This is a genomic window from Salmonella sp. 741265050_HSA, assembly GCF_046569445.1.
GTDB lineage: Bacteria > Pseudomonadota > Gammaproteobacteria > Enterobacterales > Enterobacteriaceae > Salmonella > Salmonella enterica.
In genome coordinates this window covers 718,584-734,265 of sequence record NZ_JBKFSV010000001.1, presented here as the reverse complement: position 1 = coordinate 734,265, position 15,682 = coordinate 718,584, and the positions used below count along the sequence as shown (strand labels likewise).

The window sequence follows — 15,682 nt, the reverse complement described above, 5'->3', positions numbered from 1 at the left end:
TATTGTTGGAGTGGATTATGAAAAAGAAATTAAAGGTTTTGACTCTTGCTCTTGCGTCATTATCCAGTGTTTGTTATGCAGCTATGGCTGATTATGATACGTATGTGAGTAATGTTCAGATTAACAACCTGTCTTATGGTGTGTATACGTCAGGGGATAAGGAAACTCAGTTTTTTTGTATCGGACTGAAGCACGGGAGTGAAGCTATTAGTATCAATGCCATGTGTAAAGTGGATGTGTATGGGAATCATAAACAGGGATTTGATAACATGCTAAATATAGCAAAGTATTATTATACAACAGGGGGGGATGTAAGGATATATTATAAAGAGAATGTTTGGCGCGACCCCGATTTCAAAAGTGCATTCTCTTCCAGGGAATTAATTGCGATAACTACTTGTAGCTCATCAAGTTATTGTATGGGGCCTACGGTGACAAATTAAATGTTGCTGGGTATTAAACGCTCTAAAGAACAGGCTTAATCTTGTTGGTGAGACGATTATGTCTGAACCTTTATCAGGTTCCTGTATGGCTGTAGCGATCTGTGGGGCAACGATATTCAGACTGTTTACTGGAGCGGATTTTGGGATTGTATTTTGAGCATTTGCGGGAACGTTGTTCGTGGCAACAATGCCGCAGATACTGTCACCCCAAAGCACTCCTTCAAGCTTCTGACAATTGTGGGTGGTTTGTTTGATGGAGTGCCTCTTAAGATTAGAACTCTCACCATAAAGGCTACGCATTTACGTGGCCTTTTTCGTATTCAGCCTCACGGGAAACACTCACTACGCGCTTTGTTGGATAAATCCAGCCCGTGAAGCCTGCTCCTTTTAGTCAGGACGTTATCAGAAGGGGACACACTGGTTGTATGGAAGCTTGATCGCCTTGGTCACAGTATGCGTCATCTGGTCGTTCTGGTAGAAGAATTGCGCGAACGCAGCGTTAATTTCCGCAGCCTGACCGACAGCATAGACTCGTCGACGCCAATGGGGCGATTCTTCTTTCATGTCATGGGCACACTCGCTGAAATGGAACGTGCATTGATTGTGAAAAGAACCCGCGCTGGACTGGAAGCGACAAGGGCGAGGGGGTGTAATGGTGGCCGACGACCGAAACTAACATTGGAACAATAGGCGCAGGCCGGGCGTTTGATTGGGGCTGGCGTACCGCGACAGCAGGTAGCGATACGCAGTGAAACCCGGAGGCGCTGATACAGAAGATAAATCTCCGGCAATCATCATCGAAGCATGGACTGCCGGAGAAAGTAGAAAACAAAGTGTATATATTTGTGTACTAAAAAACGAACTTATCACAAAAATAAAAGCATAACTTTTTGATTTAATGATATTTTTATTGTTTCTTATCGTAAGGCATACCATTCCTTATGTTTCAGAGGGTTAGCCATAGCACCCAAAATATCGGAAATCACATTGACCACAATAACCAGCGACCCAATGACCATCACGCCAGCGGAAATAGCGGCATAGTCCTGCTGACGAATGGCGTGAATTAACCATCGTCCCAGCCCTGGCCAGCTGAAAACCATTTCGGTAATCATCGCCAGCGTTAACATGGTTGAAAACTGCAGACCAAGACGGGGAATGACCGGCGGCAGCGCATTATGCAACACGTGGCGACGTAAAATCGTAAAGCGCGACAAGCCGCGCGTGGCCGCCGCTTTAACGTAGTTCTGATCGTAGACCTCAATAGTGCTGATTCGCATCAGGCGGATCACTTCTGTGGTTGGCGCGACGGAAAGCGTGAGCACCGGTAAAACCATATGCCGTATGGCGCTCATCACCATTTCATCGCGCCACGGCGAATCTGAAATCCAGGCATCAATGATGGCGAAACCGGTAACCGGTTTAACTTCATAAAGCAGGTCAAATCGCCCGGATACCGGCAGCCACCCCAGCGTGAGCGAAAAGAACAGTGTGAGCAGAAGGGCCAGCCAGAAAACCGGAATTGAGAAACCTAATAGCGCCAGCGCGCTGATAAAACGATCCGGCCATTTGCTACGTGTCACGCCAGCCAGCATCCCGACCGGGATGCCGACCATTAGCGCAAAACCAAAGGCGAGAATGCACAGCTCCATCGTGGCGGGAAACACCTCTTTAAGCTGTTCGGAGATCAGTTGGCCGTTAATGCTGGACACGCCAAAGTCCCAGTGCAGCAGACCGTTGAACCAGAAAACCCAGGCATTCCATAATGATGCGCCTTGTAGCGGCGCGTGCGGCGTAAAATAGCTCAGGCTAAAGCCGATAAAGGTCAGGAAGAATAGCGTCACCAGCAACAGCAATAACCGACGCAGGGTGAAGATAATCATGGTTTTTTCACCTCTTCGTGTTTTTCGCGGGAGACGCCGGCAAAAGACGCATTGCCGAAAGGGCTTAACACCAGCCCTTTAATATCGTAGCGGTAAGCCTGCAGGCGTAGTGATGATGCCAGCGGCAGTATCGGCAGCTCTTTCTCCAGGATATTCTGCGCTTCCTCATACGCTTCTATGCGCGAAGCCAACTGCTGCGACGACAGTGCCTTACGCAGCACGCTGTCAAATTCAGGGTTACACCAGTGGGCGAAATTGGTTTGCGAATTGATGGCTGCACAGCTTAACAGCGGTCTGAAAAAGCTATCCGGATCGTTGCTGTCCGTGGCCCAGCCGGATAAGGTCAGATCGTGATTCATATCCATCAGGCGCGCCTCCTGAAAACGACCTTCAACCGGCACAATGACCACTTTTACGCCAACCTGCGCCATATCCGCCTGAATAAGCTCCGCCGTTTTTAGCGGACTTGGGTTCCAGGCCTGAGAACTGGTCGGCACCCAGAGATGCAGCGTAAGATTCTCAATGCCCAGCGCTTTTAGCTGTTCGCGCGATTTTTCCGGATTGTACTCCGTAATTTTGGCATCGTTATCGTAAGCCCATGAGGCTCTCGGTAAAATGGAGGCTGCGGTTTCCGCCGTGCCGTAATAAATCGACTGCATCAGACGCTGGTTGTTGATCGATAAGGCCAGCGCATGGCGCACTGCGGGATTATTCAACGGCGGCTTATCGGTGTTAAAGGCCAGATAGGCGATATTCATCCCCGGGCGCAACGTCAGACGTAAACGCGGATCGTCGCGTAAAATAGTTAGCTGGCTGGCGGCGGGCCAGGCCAGAACATCGCATTCACCGGTCAGTAATTTTGATAAACGCCCGGTACCGCCGGAGCCTAAATCCACTACTACTTGCGGCATCAGCGGTTTGCCGCGCCAAAAACCATCGTGGCGCTGGAGACGAATAAACTGCCCGGCACGGTACTCCGAAAGCTGGAAAGGCCCGGTGCCGACCGGTTGGCGGTCTAGCAGTTCCTGACGATCTTTTCGGCTAAGCTGCGCGGCGTACTCAGCGGACATGACGGAAGCGTAGTGTGTGGCCAGATGCCATAAAAAGGAGGCGTCTGGCTGCGTCAGGCGAAACTCAACGGTGTTATTGTCCAGCTTACGCACGCTTTTTACATTGTCGGCGAACTGTAGGCTATCAAAGTAGGGGAAGCTACTGCCGTTAATGTTATGCCACGGATGTCGACGATCGAAAATCCGCTGAAAGGTAAAGACAACATCATCAGCATTGAGTTTTCGGGTCGGCGTAAACCAGGCGGTTTTTTGAAAGGAAACGTCGCGGCGCAGGTGAAAACGGTACGTTGCCCCGTTATCCAGCACTTCCCAGCTTTCTGCCAGCTCTGGGACTAAACGATAAGTATAGGGATCGACATCCAACAGGCGGTCATATAACTGGGCTGCCAGGGTATCGACGATGAGGCCGCTGCTCGCTTTTTGCGGATTAAAGGTGTTGACCTGCCCGCTGACACAATACACAAAGCCGCTATCGCGAATATCTGCACTCGCAGTTTGTTCGGGCGCAGTCGCAGCCGTAGCCTGACTACTCAGTAGACCCGCTATCACGATCAGAGACGATAAAACCAGGCGCATAATAGTTAAGTTTTTGAAGTTCAATTTGCAAAGTGTATCGCACTTCGGCCCGCCACGTAAAAATGTCGGTGGATAACTGGCGTAAATGTCGTCAATTAGCCGGAGAAATAGCTAAAGCTGATGCTTTTTAAGCAAGGCGCGAAACTGGTGGTAGGTGAGCGCCAGCAAATCGGCGGCTCGTTTCTGGTTAAATTTCGCCTGCTGTAAGCTACGTTGCAGCAGCGCTTTTTCCTGTTGCAGTTGAAACTCACGTAATTTGAGCGGCAGGTCAGGCGTGACGGATGCCGCTGGCAGGGCGGGCGCGGGCGGTTCAGCGGGATGGCGTTGAAAAGGATCGATAACAATTTCATCCAAAGGATGTTCACTGCTGCCGTGGCGATACACTGAACGTTCGACTACGTTTTTCAGCTCGCGGACATTACCCGGCCAGGCGTAATGCAACAACGTTTCTTTTGCCCGATCGGTAAAACCGGGAAATAAGGGCAGACGTAGTTCACGACACATCTGAATAGCAAAATGCTCGGCCATCAGCATGATATCGCTCTGGCGTTCGCGCAGCGGCGGCAGTTGTACAACATCAAAAGCCAGCCTGTCGAGCAGATCGGCACGAAATGTCCCTTCCTTCACCATGGCGGGTAAATCGGCATTAGTGGCGCATACTAATCGCACATTAACCTGTAACGGCTGGCTGCCGCCGACGCGCTCTAGCTCGCCATATTCAATCACCCGCAGCAGCTTTTCCTGTACCAGCATCGGCGCTGTCGCCAGTTCATCCAAAAACAGCGTGCCGCCATCGGCGCGTTCAAAGCGACCGGGATGGCGTTTTTGCGCCCCGGTAAAAGCACCCGCTTCATGACCAAACAGTTCGGAGTCCAGCAGGTTTTCGTTAAGCGCCGCGCAGTTAAGCGAGATAAGCGGCCCCTGCCAGCGTGAAGAGAGATAGTGCAGGCGATTGGCGATAAGTTCTTTACCCGTACCGCGTTCGCCAATAATCAGCACTGGCTTATCCAGCGGCGCGAGCCGGGAGACTTGTTCCAGTACTTCAAGAAAACGGTTTGCCTCGCCGAGCAGGTTATCTTTAAATTCAGCCATGATGAAAATCGCCACTTGTTAGTGTTTTTCACCACTTTATCCTTTTTTGCTGGCGAGGTAAAACGAAACAATTTCTTTATTATCAGTGATATGAAAAGTTGGCACGCAAATTGTATTAATCATGTAGCAGGGCATCGCCCGTTATCAGAACATTATGTGAGGATTGAATTATGGGTATTTTTTCTCGTTTTGCCGACATCGTGAACGCCAATATCAATGCGTTGTTGGAAAAAGCGGAAGATCCGCAGAAGCTGGTGCGCCTGATGATTCAGGAGATGGAAGATACGCTGGTGGAGGTTCGCTCGAACTCCGCGCGTGCTTTAGCGGAAAAGAAACAGTTATCCCGTCGTATTGAACAGGCCACGACTCAGCAGACCGAGTGGCAGGAAAAAGCGGAACTGGCTCTGCGCAAAGATAAAGACGATCTGGCGCGCGCCGCATTGATTGAAAAACAAAAGCTGACCGATTTAATTGCTACGCTTGAACAGGAAGTCACGCTGGTGGATGACACGCTGGCGCGCATGAAGAAAGAGATTGGCGAGCTGGAAAACAAACTCAGCGAAACACGCGCTCGCCAGCAGGCGCTGATGCTGCGCCATCAGGCGGCAAGTTCTTCCCGCGATGTCCGTCGTCAGCTTGACAGCGGCAAACTGGATGAAGCCATGGCGCGGTTTGAATCCTTTGAACGTCGTATCGATCAAATGGAAGCGGAAGCGGAAAGCCATCGTTTTGGTAAGCAGCAATCGCTGGACCAACAGTTTGCCAACCTGAAAGCCGATGATGAAATCAGCGAGCAGCTGGCGCAGTTGAAAGCCAAAATGAAGCAAGATAATCAATAATGACAATGGCGGCGCCGGTACGCGCCGTCGCTCATCAGCTTTAGGTGTAAGGAGAACGCATGAGCGCGCTATTTCTGGCCATCCCGTTAACCATTTTTGTGTTGTTTGTGTTACCGATTTGGCTGTGGCTGCATTACAGCAACCGCGCCGGTCGGGGAGAACTGTCGCAAAGCGAGCAGCAACGCTTACTGCAACTCACAGACGACGCGCAACGTATGCGCGAGCGCATTCAGGCGCTGGAAGACATTCTTGATGCAGAGCATCCGAACTGGAGAGAGCGCTAATGGGTGGAATCAATCTGAATAAAAAACTATGGCGTATGCCGCAAAAGGGCATGATGCGGGGTGTTTGCGCCGGGATCGCCGACTACCTTGATGTACCGGTAAAACTGGTGCGTATTCTGGTCGTGCTGTCGATTTTCTTTGGGCTGGCGTTTTTTACCGTAGTGGCCTATATCGTTCTGTCTTTTGTACTGGACCCTATGCCGGATAATCTGGCCGCAGGCAAACCGCAGCCGACCAGCGGCGAACTGCTGGATACCGTAGACAGAGAGCTTGCCGCAGGCGAAAAGCGTTTGCGAGAAATGGAACGCTACGTCACGTCAGATACGTTCACATTGCGTAGTCGTTTCCGTCAACTGTAAGTGATATATCGGGAAGGTGAAGATGAATACTCGCTGGCAACGCGCCGGGCAGAAGGTGAAGCCCGGCTTCAAAATAGCAGGTAAGCTGGTTCTGTTGACCGCGTTACGCTACGGGCCTGCCGGCGTGGCGGGATGGGCGGTAAAATCCGTCGCCCGTCGTCCGCTAAAAATGTTGCTGGCGTTTGCGCTGGAGCCAGTACTTCGTAAGGCGGCGAATAAAATTTCGCAGCGTTACAAATAGCGAGTCTGGTCATAATATTTCGTTAAGCTCTGGCGTATAGTGTGTGCGAAATACATTACGTGTCAGGACGGAAGTATGTTGAAAAAAGGAATATTTGCGTTAGCGTTATTCATAGCCATGCCGCTTTATGCCGCAGAATACTGGATAGATGTCCGCATTCCGGAACAATATCAGCGTGAGCATATTCAGGGCGCGATTAATATCCCATTGAAGGAGATTAAATCTCATATCGAAACGGTAGTTCCAGACAGGAACGATACGGTAAAGTTATATTGCAACTCCGGGCGACAGTCGGGCATGGCAAAACAAATGTTGCTTGATATGGGGTATACGCACGCGATGAATATGGGCGGCATCAGTCGTCTTGATATGCCGAAAGTAAAAAAATAGATAATCTATTGCTCAATACTCATACTAACCGCGGCGCTTAATGCGCCGTTGTTGATCTCTCCGGGTAGTTGATAATAACGTTTTTGCACATATCTATAACGCAGGCTCGTTATTATTTTTTCTTCTCTTCAGGCTCAACAGGATGTCAATGAAGCGACTTAAAACTGAACTCAACGCGCTGGTCAATCGTGGGGTAGACAGGCATTTGCGTCTTGCCGTAACCGGGTTGAGCCGCAGCGGTAAAACAGCGTTTATCACGGCGATGGTTAACCAGTTGCTTAATGTCCACGCGGGCGCGCGCTTACCGTTGCTCAGCGCGGTACGCGAAGAACGCCTGCTTGGCGTAAAGCGCGTGCCTCAACGTGATTTTGGTATTCCCCGTTTTACCTACGACGAGGGGATACTTCAGCTTTATGGCAATCCTCCCGCCTGGCCCACACCGACGCGCGGCGTCAGTGAGATTCGGCTGGCGTTGCGCTATCGCTCAAACGACTCGCTGCTGCGCCATTTTAAAGATACCTCGACATTGTATCTGGAGATTGTGGACTATCCAGGGGAATGGTTACTCGATCTGCCCATGCTGGCTCAGGATTATTTAAGCTGGTCCCGTCAGATGAACGGCTTGTTACAAGGACAACGCGCTGAGTGGGCCGCAAAATGGCGGCAACTTTGCGACGGGCTCGATCCGCTGGCGCCCGCCGATGAAAACCGGCTGGAGGAGATTGCCGCCGCCTGGACGGATTATTTGCATCAGTGTAAATCGCAGGGATTGCATTTTATTCAGCCTGGACGGTTTGTTTTGCCGGGCGATATGGCGGGTGCGCCAGCGTTGCAGTTTTTCCCGTGGCCGGATGTGGACGCCTTCGGCGAGTCAAAACTGGCGCAGGCGGATAAACAGACCAACGCTGGAATGCTGCGCGAACGCTTTAACTACTATTGCGAAAAAGTGGTCAAAGGGTTCTATAAAAATCATTTTCTACGCTTTGATCGCCAGATTGTACTGGTCGACTGTCTGCAACCGCTTAATAGCGGGCCGCAGGCGTTTAATGATATGCGTCTCGCCTTAACGCAGTTGATGCAAAGTTTTCACTATGGCCAGCGGACTCTGTTTCGCCGCTTGTTTTCGCCGGTGATTGATAAATTGCTGTTCGCCGCGACGAAAGCCGACCATGTCACCCTCGACCAACATGCCAATATGGTGGCCTTGCTCCAGCAGCTTATTCAGGATGCCTGGCAAAATGCCGCGTTTGAAGGCATTAGTATGGATTGCCTGGGGCTGGCGTCGGTACAGGCGACCACCAGCGGCGTGATTGAGGTCAACGGTGAAAAAATCCCGGCTTTACGTGGAAACCGTTTGAGTGACGGCGCGCCGTTAACCGTGTACCCCGGCGAAGTGCCTTCGCGTTTGCCGGGGCAAGCGTTTTGGGATAGTCAGGGTTTTCAGTTCGAAGCTTTTCGTCCGCAGGTGATGGATGTTGATAAACCGTTACCGCATATTCGTCTGGACGCTGCGCTGGAGTTTTTAATAGGAGATAAGCTGCGATGAGCGAACCGTTAAAACCGCGTATTGATTTTGCAGAACCGCTAAAGGAGGAACCTACGTCGGCCTTCAAAGCGCAGCAAACTTTCAGCGAAGCGGAGTCGCGTACATTTGCGCCTGCAGCTATCGATGAGCGCCCGGAAGACGAAGGCGTGGCAGAAGCGGCGGTCGATGCCGCGCTGCACCCCAAACGCAGCCTGTGGCGTAAAATGGTGATGGGAGGACTGGCGCTGTTTGGCGCGAGCGTGGTCGGGCAAGGCGTACAGTGGACAATGAATGCCTGGCAAACTCAGGACTGGGTCGCTTTAGGCGGCTGTGCCGCAGGCGCGCTGATCGTTGGCGCTGGCGTGGGATCGGTGGTCACGGAGTGGCGGCGGTTATGGCGCTTGCGCCAGCGGGCGCATGAACGCGATGAAGCGCGTGAACTGTTACATAGCCATAGCGTCGGGAAAGGTCGCGCATTTTGCGAAAAACTGGCGCAGCAGGCGGGGATTGATCAATCACATCCGGCATTACAACGTTGGTATGCCGCTATTCACGAAACGCAAAACGACAGGGAAATCGTCGGTTTGTATGCGCATCTGGTACAGCCGGTACTTGATGCGCAGGCGCGACGTGAGATTAGCCGTTTCGCCGCGGAATCGACTCTGATAATCGCCGTCAGCCCGTTAGCGTTGGTGGATATGGCGTTTATTGCCTGGCGTAATTTACGCCTGATTAACCGCATCGCAACGCTGTATGGCATTGAACTTGGTTATTACAGCCGCCTTCGTCTGTTCCGTCTGGTGTTGCTGAATATCGCGTTCGCAGGGGCCAGTGAGCTGGTGCGTGAAGTCGGTATGGACTGGATGTCTCAGGATCTGGCCGCACGCCTGTCCACGCGCGCGGCGCAGGGGATTGGCGCAGGTCTCCTTACCGCTCGACTGGGAATAAAAGCGATGGAGCTATGTCGACCATTGCCGTGGATCGACAACGATAAACCACGTCTCGGTGATTTTCGTCGTCAGCTTATCGGTCAGCTAAAAGAGACGCTGCAAAAGAGTAAGTCGTCGCCTGAGAAATGACCTTCCACAGGGCGCTGATTGCCTGGCTTTACGCCGCAGCGCCCGTTTTTCCGCCATGCTGTCAATATTTGTTGACAGAATCCTTCCTGCCAGCCGAATAGTGGCTTATCATCTATTTAATGGTTCATTATTCAGGTGAAGGTTCCCATGCGTCTGGAAGTCTTTTGTGAAGACCGACTTGGTCTGACCCGCGAATTACTTGATTTACTGGTGTTACGTAGCATTGATTTACGCGGAATCGAGATTGATCCCATTGGGCGAATTTATCTTAATTTTGCTGAGCTGGAATTCACCGACTTTAGCAGCCTGATGGCCGAAATCCGCCGTATTTCCGGCGTAACGGATGTCCGTACCGTTCCATGGATGCCGTCCGAACGTGAACATCTGGCCCTGAGCGCGCTGCTTGAGGCGTTGCCGGAGCCGGTGCTCTCATTGGATATGAAGAGTAAAGTGGAGATGGCGAACCCGGCGAGTTGTCAGCTTTTTGCCCAGAGCCAGGAGCGAATGCGGCACCATACCGCCGCACAATTAATCAACGGCTTCAATTTTCAGCGCTGGCTGGACGGTAACCCGCAAAGCTCCCATAACGAACATGTCGTAATCAACGGGCAAAACTTCCTGATGGAGATTACGCCGGTACATTTACAAAACGAAAATGACGAATACGTGTTGACCGGGGCGGTCGTGATGTTGCGTTCCACGATTCGTATGGGGCAGCAGCTACAGAATTTGTCCACGCAGGATCTGAGCGCGTTTAGTCAGATTATTGCCGTGAGCGCAAAGATGAAGCACGTCGTTGAGCAGGCGCGCAAACTGGCGATGCTCAGCGCGCCGCTGCTGATTACCGGCGATACGGGAACCGGCAAAGATCTTTTCGCCTATGCCTGTCATCAGGCAAGCCCTCGTTCAGCGAAACCGTATCTGGCGCTCAACTGCGCTTCAATCCCGGAAGATGCGGTAGAAAGCGAACTATTTGGCCATGCGCCGGAAGGTAAAAAAGGCTTTTTTGAACAGGCGAATGGCGGCTCGGTGCTGCTGGATGAAATTGGCGAAATGTCGCCGCGTATGCAGGCGAAGCTGCTACGTTTTCTCAATGATGGTACGTTCCGTCGCGTCGGCGAAGATCACGAAATTCATGTTGATGTCCGCGTTATCTGCGCCACGCAGAAAAATCTGGTGGAGCTGGTGCAAAAAGGACTGTTCCGCGAAGATCTCTATTATCGACTTAACGTTCTGACGCTTAATTTGCCACCGTTGCGCGATTGCCCGCAGGATATTATGCCGTTGACCGAACTGTTCGTGGCGCGTTTTGCCGACGAACAGGGCGTTCCGCGACCGAAACTGTCTGCCGATCTGAGTACGGTTCTCACTCGTTACGGCTGGCCGGGTAACGTTCGCCAGCTTAAAAATGCGATTTACCGGGCGCTGACGCAACTGGAAGGGTATGAGCTGCGTCCGCAGGATATCCTGCTGCCTGACTACGATGCCGCGACGGTGGCAGTCGGCGAGGATGCGATGGAAGGCTCGCTGGATGACATTACCAGTCGTTTTGAACGTTCTGTCCTGACCCAGCTTTATCGTAGCTATCCGAGTACGCGTAAACTGGCGAAACGGTTGGGGGTATCGCATACCGCGATTGCCAATAAGCTGCGTGAATATGGTCTGAGCCAGAAGAAGGGTGAAGAGTAGAAAAAAAGAAGGCCTCCGGATAGAGGCCTTCTTGTGACAAAAGAGCACCGCCTGTAGCACTGACAAACGTAGCGCCAGCAGGCGCTGGCTTATGCCTTCAGGACATTAAGCGCGGCGTCGTAATCCGGCTCGTGGGTGATTTCATCCACCAACTGGCTGAAAATAACGTTGTCGTTTTCGTCAAGCACGATGACTGCGCGCGCCGCCAAACCTTTCAGCGGGCCGTCAACGATTTCGACGCCGTAGTTTTTCAGAAACTCGTTATTACGCAGAGTGGAAAGCGTAATAACGTTGCTCAGGCCTTCCGCGCCGCAAAAACGCGACTGTGCAAAAGGCAGGTCAGCAGAAACGCACAATACGACGGTATTCTCCACTTCTGTGGCCAGTTGATTAAACTTACGAACTGATGCGGCGCATACGCCAGTATCAATGCTTGGGAAAATATTCAGCACTTTGCGTTTGCCTGCATATTGGCTGAGGGAAACGTCAGACAAATCTTTTGCGACAAGAGTAAAAGCCTGTGCTTTGCTACCAGCCTGCGGAATAACGTTGGCAACGGTGACCGGGTTACCCTGGAAATGTACAGTCTGTGACATAATTATGTTCCTATTTACTTATAGTTAACGTCGAAATCCAGTTTAAGTCATTATTCATTAACACGGCAAATACTATTTGTAGCAAGCCGCGTCCGGCGCTATCAGAGGGGAAGAGATGAGATCTGTTAAGGTATATGAGGAAACCTGGCCGTTGCATACGCCTTTTGTTATTGCGCGTGGTAGCCGAAGCGAAGCGCATGTTGTCGTTGTCGAACTGGAAGAAGAGGGCGTAAAAGGCATCGGAGAATGTACGCCATATCCACGTTATGGTGAAAGTGATGCCTCGGTCATGGCGCAAATCATGAGTATTGTGCCTCAGTTGGAAAACGGGCAGACTCGCGAAGCATTGCAGAAACTGTTGCCGGCAGGCGCGGCGCGCAACGCGGTGGATAGCGCCTTATGGGATTTGCAGGCCCGCCAGCAGCAGCAAAGCCTTGCCGGGCTGCTCGGCGTGACGCTGGCCCCGGTTTTTACTACCGCGCAAACGGTAGTGATAGGTACGCCGGAACAGATGGCAGCCAGTGCGGCGGCACTATGGGAAAAAGGGGCGACGTTGCTGAAAATTAAACTCGATGCTCGTCTGATTAGCGAACGTATGGTGGCGATCCGCTCGGCGGTGCCGGAGGCGACGCTCATTGTGGACGCCAATGAATCGTGGCGTCCGGAGGGGCTGGCGGCGCGTTGCCAGTTACTGGCGGATCTGAATGTCGCGATGCTGGAGCAACCGCTGCCCGCGCAGGATGACGCCGCCCTGGAAAATTTTATTCATCCGTTGCCCATCTGTGCAGATGAGAGCTGCCATACTCGCAGTAGTCTGAAAGCCCTGACGGGGCGCTACGATATGATCAACATTAAGCTGGATAAAACCGGCGGTCTGACTGAGGCGCTGGCGCTGGCAACGGAGGCGCGGGAGCAAGGATTCGGCCTGATGCTGGGCTGTATGCTCTGTACATCAAGAGCGATTAGCGCCGCGCTGCCGCTTATGCCGCAGGTGAGCTTCGCCGATCTTGATGGCCCAACATGGCTGGCGGTTGATGTTGAGCCCGCGCTACGCTTTACGACGGGTCAACTCCATCTTTAGGATGCCAGCGGAGCAGATTCGACATCGCCAGCAAGTATTTTTCGCTGGCTTCATCGGCGGAAACAGGGGGAAACTCGGCGGTAATGCAGTGCAGGTTGAGGTCGGCGCACCAGCTGCCAAACGAACCGGGCGTTTCGTAACCTACGCTGGTTACCAGCGGCAACGCAAACGCATCGGCCAGCCACTCGCCTAGCTCGCTGCGACGTGGATCTTCAATGCAGGCTAGCGGATCGTGAAAAGAGACAACCCAGGCGGGTTGGAGTCGATGAATTAACTGGCAAAGCGCCTGGGTTTCCGGTTCTGAGCCGGGATGGTCGCCGGTTAGCAGCACGACATCACGCTCTTGCGCGCGGCTATTCCAGCGATAAACTGTCTCACCCGCTTTCCAGTTGGCGGCGGGAAAGTTACGGTTTAGATCAATGCCATTCGCATTTGCCCTTAACCCCAGTTGACAGCCATCAGGATTAACGGCAAGTACGACATGATGACGGCGAAGGGACGGATTTAAGGTGCGTAACGCACAGGAGAGCGTCACCACGGATGAGGTTTCATCCCCGTGGGTGCCAGCCAGTATCAGGCCGCTTTCGCGATTGGCGGCAGGTGCCGGAAACCAGATTAGCGGCGCGCCTAGTAGCGAACGTCCATAATGTTCAGTGCCTGGCGGAAATGCGCCGCGCTCGGCACGGGGGCGGGTGACAGTCATACGCGTTTCCCGAAGCTGAGACCAGTAGGGTAATCATCGTAGTGTTGTGTAAAACCCGCCGATTATCAAATGGTTTCTATTTACCCTCTTGTATGGCGCGATATCAACTTTCTGGCGGAAGATAATTGCATTTCTTTCTGCTGAAACAAATAATTACGTTGTCATTTAACTCATCTTTGAGGAACTTCTATGAGGCATTCTGTTTCAGTAACCTGTTGTGCGCTGTTGGTTAGCAGCTTTTCCCTGGCATATGCTGCGGATATTCCCGGCGGAACGGTACTGGCAGAGAAACAAGAACTGGTGCGTCATATCAAAGATGAGCCCGCTTCGTTAGATCCAGCGAAAGCCGTTGGGCTGCCTGAAATTCAGGTGATCCGCGATCTGTTTGAAGGGCTGGTTAACCAGAACGAAAAGGGTGAAATTATCCCTGGCGTCGCCAGCCAGTGGAAGAGCAATGATAATCGTATCTGGACGTTTACGTTGCGGGATGATGCGCAATGGGCCGATGGAACGCCGGTGACCGCCCAGGATTTTGTCTATAGCTGGCAACGCCTCGTTGATCCCAAAACGCTTTCCCCCTTCGCCTGGTTTGCCGCTCTGGCTGGCATCACTAATGCGCAAGCCATTATCGACGGTAAAGTCACGCCGGATCAGCTTGGCGTCAGTGCCGTGGACGCGCACACTTTGCGTGTTCAGCTTGACAAGCCGTTGCCCTGGTTTGCCAGTCTGACCGCCAGTTTTGCCTTTTATCCGGTCCAAAAAGCGAATGTTGAAAGCGGCAAAGACTGGATGAAGCCGGGAAAACTGATTGGCAATGGCGCGTATGTGCTTAAAGAGCGCGTGGTAAATGAAAAACTGGTGGTCGTGCCTAATACGCATTACTGGGATAACGCGAAAACGGTACTGCAAAAAGTGACATTTTTACCCATTAACCAGGAGTCGGCTGCGACGAAACGTTATCTTGCCGGTGATATTGATATCACCGAATCTTTCCCTAAAAATATGTACCAGAAATTATTAAAGGATATTCCAGGGCAAGTTTATACGCCGCCGCAATTAGGGACTTATTATTATGCGTTTAACACGCAGAAAGGGCCGACGGCGGATTCCCGCGTTCGTCTGGCGCTAAGTATGACCATTGATCGCCGTTTGATGGCGGAAAAAGTCTTAGGTACCGGTGAAAAACCGGCCTGGCATTTTACACCGGATGTCACGGCAGGATTTAAGCCCGATCCTTCACCGTTTGAACAAATGAGCCAGGAAGAACTTAACGCCCAGGCGAAAACATTGCTGCGTGCAGCAGGCTACGGATCTCAGAAGCCGCTTAAATTAACTCTGCTTTACAATACCTCAGAAAACCATCAGAAAATCGCGATTGCGGTGGCGTCAATGTGGAAGAAAAATCTGGGGGTGGATGTGAAATTGCAAAACCAGGAGTGGAAAACGTATATCGACAGCCGGAATACCGGTAATTTTGATGTTATTCGCGCCTCCTGGGTGGGTGATTACAACGAACCGTCGACTTTCTTATCCTTATTAACGTCCACGCATACGGGGAATATTTCACGCTTTACTAATCCGACTTATGACAAAATCCTGACGCAAGCGACGATGGAAAATACCGCCGAAGCGCGTAACGCGGATTACAATGCAGCGGAGAAAATTTTAACGGAACAAGCGCCTATAGCGCCTATTTATCAGTATACCAATGGCCGGTTAATTAAACCGTGGGTAAAGGGATATCCCATTACTAACCCGGAAGATGTGGCCTATAGCCGTACGATGTATATTGTGAAGCACTGATGCGTACTGGTTTCTTGTTAACTCAAGGT

Annotated in this window: 16 protein-coding genes and 2 pseudogenes; 13 read left to right on the top strand and 5 right to left on the bottom strand. The window is 51.8% G+C overall.

Annotated features, from left to right (window positions below):
* Nucleotides 1–17 precede the first annotated feature (17 nt).
* The 3 genes and pseudogenes from ACLD4F_RS03595 to ACLD4F_RS03585 all read left to right on the top strand — a co-directional run.
* A complete protein-coding gene (locus tag ACLD4F_RS03595) occupies nucleotides 18–443 on the top strand; it encodes a subtilase family AB5 toxin binding subunit (protein WP_080094800.1) in 426 nt (141 codons plus the stop codon).
* Nucleotides 444–501: 58 nt separating this feature from the next.
* Nucleotides 502–672 (top strand): annotated as a pseudogene (locus tag ACLD4F_RS03590) (putative holin); the annotation flags it as partial.
* A 158-nt stretch (nucleotides 673–830) separates the two neighbouring features.
* A pseudogene (locus tag ACLD4F_RS03585) lies at nucleotides 831–1,130 on the top strand (recombinase family protein); the annotation flags it as partial.
* 230 nt (nucleotides 1,131–1,360) lie between these two features.
* Here the strand turns inward: ACLD4F_RS03585 and sapB are convergent.
* The 3 genes from sapB to pspF all read right to left on the bottom strand — a co-directional run bounded on the left by sapB (nucleotide 1,361) and on the right by pspF (nucleotide 5,064).
* Nucleotides 1,361–2,326 (bottom strand): peptide ABC transporter permease SapB, encoded by a 966-nt coding sequence (gene sapB / locus ACLD4F_RS03580; RefSeq protein ID WP_000583298.1) that lies wholly within the window; start codon nucleotides 2,324–2,326, stop codon nucleotides 1,361–1,363.
* Nucleotides 2,323–3,972, bottom strand: coding sequence for a peptide ABC transporter substrate-binding protein SapA (gene sapA, locus ACLD4F_RS03575; protein ID WP_001241628.1), 1,650 nt, complete (start codon nucleotides 3,970–3,972; stop codon nucleotides 2,323–2,325). The genes sapB and sapA overlap by 4 nt, the downstream gene beginning before the upstream one ends.
* 111 nt (nucleotides 3,973–4,083) lie before the next feature.
* Nucleotides 4,084–5,064: a phage shock protein operon transcriptional activator gene (pspF, locus tag ACLD4F_RS03570; RefSeq protein WP_000807306.1), complete on the bottom strand. Its 981-nt coding sequence runs from the start codon at nucleotides 5,062–5,064 to the stop codon at nucleotides 4,084–4,086.
* Nucleotides 5,065–5,234: 170 nt separating this feature from the next.
* Between pspF and pspA the strand changes: the two genes are divergently transcribed.
* From pspA to tyrR, 8 genes are all read left to right on the top strand, one after another.
* On the top strand, nucleotides 5,235–5,903 hold the full coding sequence (gene pspA / locus ACLD4F_RS03565; RefSeq protein ID WP_000511006.1) for a phage shock protein PspA: 669 nt from the start codon (nucleotides 5,235–5,237) through the stop codon (nucleotides 5,901–5,903).
* 59 nt (nucleotides 5,904–5,962) lie between these two features.
* Nucleotides 5,963–6,187 carry an envelope stress response membrane protein PspB gene (gene pspB / locus ACLD4F_RS03560; RefSeq protein WP_001274953.1) on the top strand — a complete coding sequence of 75 codons (225 nt, stop codon included), beginning with the start codon at nucleotides 5,963–5,965 and terminating at the stop codon, nucleotides 6,185–6,187.
* The gene (gene pspC / locus ACLD4F_RS03555) at nucleotides 6,187–6,546 is read left to right on the top strand and encodes an envelope stress response membrane protein PspC (RefSeq protein WP_023202035.1); all 360 of its coding nucleotides are present in this window, start codon (nucleotides 6,187–6,189) and stop codon (nucleotides 6,544–6,546) included. The genes pspB and pspC overlap by 1 nt, the downstream gene beginning before the upstream one ends.
* 22 nt (nucleotides 6,547–6,568) lie before the next feature.
* Nucleotides 6,569–6,787, top strand: a complete 219-nt coding sequence (gene pspD / locus ACLD4F_RS03550) for a phage shock protein PspD (RefSeq protein ID WP_001097607.1) — start codon at nucleotides 6,569–6,571, stop codon at nucleotides 6,785–6,787.
* A 75-nt stretch (nucleotides 6,788–6,862) separates the two neighbouring features.
* Entirely contained in the window at nucleotides 6,863–7,177 is a 315-nt protein-coding gene (pspE, locus tag ACLD4F_RS03545; RefSeq protein ID WP_000913428.1) for a thiosulfate sulfurtransferase PspE, read from the top strand.
* Between the two features lie 148 nt (nucleotides 7,178–7,325).
* The gene (locus ACLD4F_RS03540; RefSeq protein WP_179122542.1) at nucleotides 7,326–8,723 is read left to right on the top strand and encodes a YcjX family protein; all 1,398 of its coding nucleotides are present in this window, start codon (nucleotides 7,326–7,328) and stop codon (nucleotides 8,721–8,723) included.
* Complete coding sequence (locus tag ACLD4F_RS03535; protein WP_079944317.1) at nucleotides 8,720–9,781, top strand: YcjF family protein; 1,062 nt, start codon at nucleotides 8,720–8,722, stop codon at nucleotides 9,779–9,781. Before ACLD4F_RS03540 ends, ACLD4F_RS03535 begins: the two co-directional genes overlap by 4 nt.
* A 147-nt stretch (nucleotides 9,782–9,928) precedes the next feature.
* A complete protein-coding gene (gene tyrR, locus ACLD4F_RS03530; RefSeq protein ID WP_001235493.1) occupies nucleotides 9,929–11,470 on the top strand; it encodes a transcriptional regulator TyrR in 1,542 nt (513 codons plus the stop codon).
* Between the two features lie 89 nt (nucleotides 11,471–11,559).
* Here tyrR and tpx read toward each other — a convergent pair whose 3' ends face one another.
* A complete protein-coding gene (gene tpx / locus ACLD4F_RS03525) occupies nucleotides 11,560–12,066 on the bottom strand; it encodes a thiol peroxidase (protein WP_000084401.1) in 507 nt (168 codons plus the stop codon).
* Nucleotides 12,067–12,181: 115 nt separating this feature from the next.
* Here tpx and ycjG point away from each other — a divergent pair, with 115 nt between their 5' ends.
* On the top strand, nucleotides 12,182–13,147 hold the full coding sequence (ycjG, locus tag ACLD4F_RS03520) for an L-Ala-D/L-Glu epimerase (RefSeq protein ID WP_411010677.1): 966 nt from the start codon (nucleotides 12,182–12,184) through the stop codon (nucleotides 13,145–13,147).
* Here ycjG and mpaA read toward each other — a convergent pair.
* Entirely contained in the window at nucleotides 13,122–13,850 is a 729-nt protein-coding gene (mpaA, locus tag ACLD4F_RS03515; protein WP_000219107.1) for a murein tripeptide amidase MpaA, read from the bottom strand. The two genes, ycjG and mpaA, sit on opposite strands and share 26 nt — an antisense overlap.
* Nucleotides 13,851–14,039: 189 nt before the next feature.
* On the opposite strand from mpaA, the gene ACLD4F_RS03510 reads away from it, so the two are divergent.
* Nucleotides 14,040–15,653: an ABC transporter substrate-binding protein gene (locus tag ACLD4F_RS03510; RefSeq protein WP_411010676.1), complete on the top strand. Its 1,614-nt coding sequence runs from the start codon at nucleotides 14,040–14,042 to the stop codon at nucleotides 15,651–15,653.
* The last annotated feature ends 29 nt before the right edge of the window (nucleotides 15,654–15,682 follow it).

What these genes read in the sequence shown, in the direction of transcription:
- ACLD4F_RS03595 (WP_080094800.1), top strand. Translation starts at nt 18, where the DNA reads ATGAAAAAGAAATTAAAGGTTTTGACTCTTGCTCTTGCGTCATTATCC.
- sapB (WP_000583298.1), bottom strand. Translation starts at nt 2,326, where the DNA reads ATGATTATCTTCACCCTGCGTCGGTTATTGCTGTTGCTGGTGACGCTA.
- sapA (WP_001241628.1), bottom strand. Translation starts at nt 3,972, where the DNA reads ATGCGCCTGGTTTTATCGTCTCTGATCGTGATAGCGGGTCTACTGAGT.
- pspF (WP_000807306.1), bottom strand. Translation starts at nt 5,064, where the DNA reads ATGGCTGAATTTAAAGATAACCTGCTCGGCGAGGCAAACCGTTTTCTT.
- pspA (WP_000511006.1), top strand. Translation starts at nt 5,235, where the DNA reads ATGGGTATTTTTTCTCGTTTTGCCGACATCGTGAACGCCAATATCAAT.
- pspB (WP_001274953.1), top strand. Translation starts at nt 5,963, where the DNA reads ATGAGCGCGCTATTTCTGGCCATCCCGTTAACCATTTTTGTGTTGTTT.
- pspC (WP_023202035.1), top strand. Translation starts at nt 6,187, where the DNA reads ATGGGTGGAATCAATCTGAATAAAAAACTATGGCGTATGCCGCAAAAG.
- pspD (WP_001097607.1), top strand. Translation starts at nt 6,569, where the DNA reads ATGAATACTCGCTGGCAACGCGCCGGGCAGAAGGTGAAGCCCGGCTTC.
- pspE (WP_000913428.1), top strand. Translation starts at nt 6,863, where the DNA reads ATGTTGAAAAAAGGAATATTTGCGTTAGCGTTATTCATAGCCATGCCG.
- ACLD4F_RS03540 (WP_179122542.1), top strand. Translation starts at nt 7,326, where the DNA reads ATGAAGCGACTTAAAACTGAACTCAACGCGCTGGTCAATCGTGGGGTA.
- ACLD4F_RS03535 (WP_079944317.1), top strand. Translation starts at nt 8,720, where the DNA reads ATGAGCGAACCGTTAAAACCGCGTATTGATTTTGCAGAACCGCTAAAG.
- tyrR (WP_001235493.1), top strand. Translation starts at nt 9,929, where the DNA reads ATGCGTCTGGAAGTCTTTTGTGAAGACCGACTTGGTCTGACCCGCGAA.
- tpx (WP_000084401.1), bottom strand. Translation starts at nt 12,066, where the DNA reads ATGTCACAGACTGTACATTTCCAGGGTAACCCGGTCACCGTTGCCAAC.
- ycjG (WP_411010677.1), top strand. Translation starts at nt 12,182, where the DNA reads ATGAGATCTGTTAAGGTATATGAGGAAACCTGGCCGTTGCATACGCCT.
- mpaA (WP_000219107.1), bottom strand. Translation starts at nt 13,850, where the DNA reads ATGACTGTCACCCGCCCCCGTGCCGAGCGCGGCGCATTTCCGCCAGGC.
- ACLD4F_RS03510 (WP_411010676.1), top strand. Translation starts at nt 14,040, where the DNA reads ATGAGGCATTCTGTTTCAGTAACCTGTTGTGCGCTGTTGGTTAGCAGC.